The sequence below is a fragment of the Agromyces mediolanus genome (assembly GCF_023715325.1).
GTDB classification, from domain to species: Bacteria; Actinomycetota; Actinomycetes; order Actinomycetales; family Microbacteriaceae; genus Agromyces; species Agromyces mediolanus_A.
In genome coordinates, this window is record NZ_JAMBNX010000017.1 from 1 (window position 1) to 5,503 (window position 5,503).

Genomic DNA, 5,503 nt, shown 5'->3' on the forward strand with positions numbered 1-5,503 from the left:
TAAATGCCGAAAGGCCACCCCGGGGTTCGGGGTGGCCTTTCGTGAATGGGTGTCCGGCGGTGTCCTACTCTCCCACAGGGTCCCCCCTGCAGTACCATCGGCGCTGTCAGTCTTAGCTTCCGGGTTCGGAATGTGTCCGGGCGTTTCCCTGACGCTATGGCCGCCGTAACTCGTGCCCCGTCACCAACCGCGCGTGTGCGGGGGTTGGTGGGGAAGTTGTTCGAGCGTTGCTCTGTTCAGTTTGTTGGTTCGTCTGTTGGGAACCACACAGTGGACGCGAGTCATCAGGCTCTACATCGTGCCTTTTCGTAAACGTGATGTAGATAGTGATTATCAAGTTATCGGCGTATTAGTACCAGTCAGCTCCACACCTTGCGGTGCTTCCACATCTGGCCTATCAACCCAGTCGTCTGGCTGGGCGCCTCTCCCCCCGAAGGGGATGGAAATCTCATCTTGAGGCCGGCTTCCCGCTTAGATGCTTTCAGCGGTTATCCATCCCGAACGTAGCTAACCAGCGGTGCTCCTGGCGGAACAACTGGCACACCAGAGGTTCGTCCAACCCGGTCCTCTCGTACTAGGGTCAGATCCTCTCAAATTTCCTGCGCGCGCAGAGGATAGGGACCGAACTGTCTCACGACGTTCTAAACCCAGCTCGCGTACCGCTTTAATGGGCGAACAGCCCAACCCTTGGGACCTACTCCAGCCCCAGGATGCGACGAGCCGACATCGAGGTGCCAAACCATGCCGTCGATATGGACTCTTGGGCAAGATCAGCCTGTTATCCCCGAGGTACCTTTTATCCGTTGAGCGACAGCGCTTCCACAAGCCACTGCCGGATCACTAGTCCCGACTTTCGTCCCTGCTCGACCTGTCAGTCTCGCAGTCAAGCTCCCTTGTGCACTTACACTCGCCACCTGATTGCCAACCAGGTTGAGGGAACCTTTGGGCGCCTCCGTTACTCTTTGGGAGGCAACCGCCCCAGTTAAACTACCCACCAGGCACTGTCCCTGAACCGGATCACGGTTCGAAGTTAGATATCCAGAGTGACCAGAGTGGTATTTCAACAATGACTCCACGAACACTGGCGTGCCCGCTTCAAAGTCTCCCACCTATCCTACACAAGCCACACCGAACACCAATACCAAGCTGTAGTAAAGGTCACGGGGTCTTTCCGTCCTTCTGCGCGTAACGAGCATCTTTACTCGTACTGCAATTTCGCCGAGTTCGCGGTTGAGACAGCTGGGAAGTCGTTACGCCATTCGTGCAGGTCGGAACTTACCCGACAAGGAATTTCGCTACCTTAGGATGGTTATAGTTACCACCGCCGTTTACTGGGGCTTAACTTCTCAGCTTCGCTCCGAAGAGCTAACCGTTCCGCTTAACCTTCCAGCACCGGGCAGGCGTCAGTCCGTATACATCGTCTTGCGACTTCGCACGGACCTGTGTTTTTAGTAAACAGTCGCTTCCCACTGGTCTCTGCGGCCTTCACGCCTTCGGCAGCAAGTGCCTACAACGTTCCGGCCCCCCTTCTCCCGAAGTTACGGGGGCATTTTGCCGAGTTCCTTAACCACGATTCTCTCGATCTCCTCGGTATTCTCTACCTGACCACCTGAGTCGGTTTGGGGTACGGGCGGCTAGAACCTCGCGTCGATGCTTTTCTTGGCAGCATAGGATCACCCACTTTTTATCCGCATCACGTCTCAGCCGTCATGAGTCGCGGATTTGCCTACGACTCGGCCTACACGCTTGCCCCGGGACAACCATCGCCCGGGCTGGGCTACCTTCCTGCGTCACACCTGTTAATACGCTCACCGCACCAGACCGGGTCCCATGCTCCCCGCCACGGTGTCCCCCGAAGGGAACGATGTGACAGTTCGGATGGTTAGCATTACTGGATTGGTGTGGGCGGTTCTTCGCCGGTACGGGAATATCAACCCGTTGTCCATCGACTACGCCTGTCGGCCTCGCCTTAGGTCCCGACTTACCCAGGGCAGATTAGCTTGACCCTGGAACCCTTGGTCTTCCGGAGGACGGGTTTCTCACCCGTCTTTCGCTACTCATGCCTGCATTCTCACTCGTGTGCCGTCCACGGCTGGTTTCCACCGCCGCTTCACCCGGCACACGACGCTCTCCTACCCATCCACACGACTGGACCACGAAGGCCTATCGATTGTATGAATGCCACGACTTCGGTGGCGTGCTTGAGCCCCGTTACATTGTCGGCGCGGAATCACTTGACCAGTGAGCTATTACGCACTCTTTCAAGGGTGGCTGCTTCTAAGCCAACCTCCTGGTTGTCTGTGCAACTCCACATCCTTTCCCACTTAGCACGCGCTTAGGGACCTTAGTCGGTGGTCTGGGTTGTTTCCCTCTCGACGATGAAGCTTATCCCCCACCGTCTCACTGCTGCGCTCTCACTTACCGGCATTCGGAGTTTGGCTGACGTCAGTAACCTGTTGAGGCCCATCGGCCATCCAGTAGCTCTACCTCCGGCAAGAAACACGCAACGCTGCACCTAAATGCATTTCGGAGAGAACCAGCTATCACGAAGTTTGATTGGCCTTTCACCCCTATCCACAGCTCATCCCCTCAGTTTTCAACCTAAGTGGGTTCGGTCCTCCACGACGTCTTACCGTCGCTTCAACCTGGCCATGGATAGATCACTTCGCTTCGGGTCTAGGACCTGCGACTGAATCGCCCTATTCAGACTCGCTTTCGCTCCGGCTACCCCACACGGGTTAACCTCGCCACAGATCACTAACTCGCAGGCTCATTCTTCAAAAGGCACGCCGTCACCCCAACACGGGAGCTCCGACGGTTTGTAAGCAAACGGTTTCAGGTACTATTTCACTCCCCTCCCGGGGTACTTTTCACCTTTCCCTCACGGTACTTGTCCGCTATCGGTCATCTGGGAGTATTTAGGCTTACCAGGTGGTCCTGGCAGATTCACACGGGATTTCTCGGGCCCCGTGCTACTTGGGATCCCTCTCCGGGCCGCACACGATTTCGACTACGGGACTCACACCCACTCCGGTCCGGCTTTCAATCCGGTTCGTCTATCGCATACGCGTCACCGTGGCTGTCCGGCAGAACAGCCCGAAAGGTCCCACAACCCCGACCATGCAACCCCTGCCGGGTATCACACATGACCGGTTTAGCCTCATCCGCTTTCGCTCGCCACTACTCACGGAATCACGGTTGTTTTCTCTTCCTGTGGGTACTGAGATGTTTCACTTCCCCACGTTCCCTCTACCCGCCCTATATATTCAGGCGGGAGTCACCAGGTCACCCAAAGGGCCTGGCGGGGTTTCCCCATTCGGAAATCCTCGGATCACAGCTCGTTTATCAGCTCCCCGAGGCTTATCGCAGATTACGACGTCCTTCTTCGGCTCCAGATGCCAAGGCATCCACCGTTTGCTCTTAGAAACTTGAAATCACATGAGTTCGATCGAATTCGTGCAACACCCCAAAGGATGCTGCGAAATTGACCAGTGAATACGCCGAAACAGCCACCCCCGAAAGGGCACCATTCGACGACTCACCTATGTGACCGACCCCAAAAAGGGATCAGTCTAAGATGCTCGCGTCCACTATGTAGTTCTCAACAGACGAACAGCACCCCCACACCCGCCCACCACAATGAGCATCGGCAAAGGCCTGCAAGAAACCAGCCACCCCCAACCAAAGTCAGGGGTCACGTCCGGTCCCTCAGGACCCAACAGCGTGCACGTGCCCGACCGGCCGACCCCGACCGTTCCAACCCCCACGCTGCCGAAACAACGCTAAGGCGTACTAAATCTGAACCATTCAGACGAGCACCTATGTCAATGTTCCACCCATGAGCAACCAGTGAGAACGTTCGCCTCAATCTGGCTCTCCTGGAACCAGCAAGCTGGTCCAGTGCTCCTTAGAAAGGAGGTGATCCAGCCGCACCTTCCGGTACGGCTACCTTGTTACGACTTAGTCCTAATCACCGATCCCACCTTCGACAGCTCCCTCCACAAGGGTTAGGCCACCGGCTTCGGGTGTTACCGACTTTCATGACTTGACGGGCGGTGTGTACAAGGCCCGGGAACGTATTCACCGCAGCGTTGCTGATCTGCGATTACTAGCGACTCCGACTTCATGAGGTCGAGTTGCAGACCTCAATCCGAACTGAGACCGGCTTTTTGGGATTCGCTCCGCCTTACGACATCGCAGCCCTTTGTACCGGCCATTGTAGCATGCGTGAAGCCCAAGACATAAGGGGCATGATGATTTGACGTCATCCCCACCTTCCTCCGAGTTGACCCCGGCAGTCTCACATGAGTCCCCACCATAACGTGCTGGCAACATGCGACGAGGGTTGCGCTCGTTGCGGGACTTAACCCAACATCTCACGACACGAGCTGACGACAACCATGCACCACCTGTTCACGAGTGTCCAAAGAGTTGACCATTTCTGGCCCGTTCTCGTGTATGTCAAGCCTTGGTAAGGTTCTTCGCGTTGCATCGAATTAATCCGCATGCTCCGCCGCTTGTGCGGGCCCCCGTCAATTCCTTTGAGTTTTAGCCTTGCGGCCGTACTCCCCAGGCGGGGCGCTTAATGCGTTAGCTACGACACGGAAACCGTGGAAAGGTCCCCACATCTAGCGCCCAACGTTTACGGCGTGGACTACCAGGGTATCTAATCCTGTTCGCTCCCCACGCTTTCGCTCCTCAGCGTCAGTAAGTGCCCAGAGACCTGCCTTCGCCATCGGTGTTCCTCCTGATATCTGCGCATTCCACCGCTACACCAGGAATTCCAGTCTCCCCTACACCACTCAAGTCTGCCCGTACCCACTGCAGGCTAGAGGTTGAGCCTCTAGATTTCACAGCAGACGCGACAAACCGCCTACGAGCTCTTTACGCCCAATAATTCCGGACAACGCTCGGACCCTACGTATTACCGCGGCTGCTGGCACGTAGTTAGCCGGTCCTTTTTCTGCAGGTACCGTCACCCGAAGGCTTCTTCCCTACTAAAAGCGGTTTACAACCCGAAGGCCGTCATCCCGCACGCGGCGTTGCTGCATCAGGCTTGCGCCCATTGTGCAATATTCCCCACTGCTGCCTCCCGTAGGAGTCTGGGCCGTGTCTCAGTCCCAGTGTGGCCGGTCACCCTCTCAGGCCGGCTACCCGTCGACGCCTTGGTGAGCCATTACCTCACCAACAAGCTGATAGGCCGCGAGTCCATCCCAAACCGAAAAACTTTCCACCCCACACCATGCGGTGCAAGGTCCTATCCGGTATTAGCTCCGATTTCTCGAAGTTATCCCAGAGTCCAGGGCAGGTTACTCACGTGTTACTCACCCGTTCGCCACTAATCCCCCAGAGCAAGCTCCAAGTTCATCGTTCGACTTGCATGTGTTAAGCACGCCGCCAGCGTTCGTCCTGAGCCAGGATCAAACTCTCCAAAAGAAACTTCAATCACTGACAGAGAAACAACTGACTAAAAAATCAAATTGTCCATCAATCAAAGGAATCC

The 5,503-nt window shown here is 56.2% G+C and carries 3 rRNA genes; all 3 read right to left on the reverse strand.

Annotated elements, in window-relative coordinates:
• Positions 1-51: 51 nt before the first annotated feature.
• Positions 52-168 (reverse strand): 5S ribosomal RNA (gene rrf / locus M3147_RS18830).
• Between the two features lie 161 nt (positions 169-329).
• A 23S ribosomal RNA gene (locus M3147_RS18835) occupies positions 330-3,434 on the reverse strand.
• 477 nt (positions 3,435-3,911) lie between these two features.
• Positions 3,912-5,436: ribosomal RNA gene (locus M3147_RS18840) — 16S ribosomal RNA — on the reverse strand.
• The 16S, 23S and 5S rRNA genes sit together here, the layout of an rRNA operon.
• Positions 5,437-5,503 lie beyond the last annotated feature (67 nt).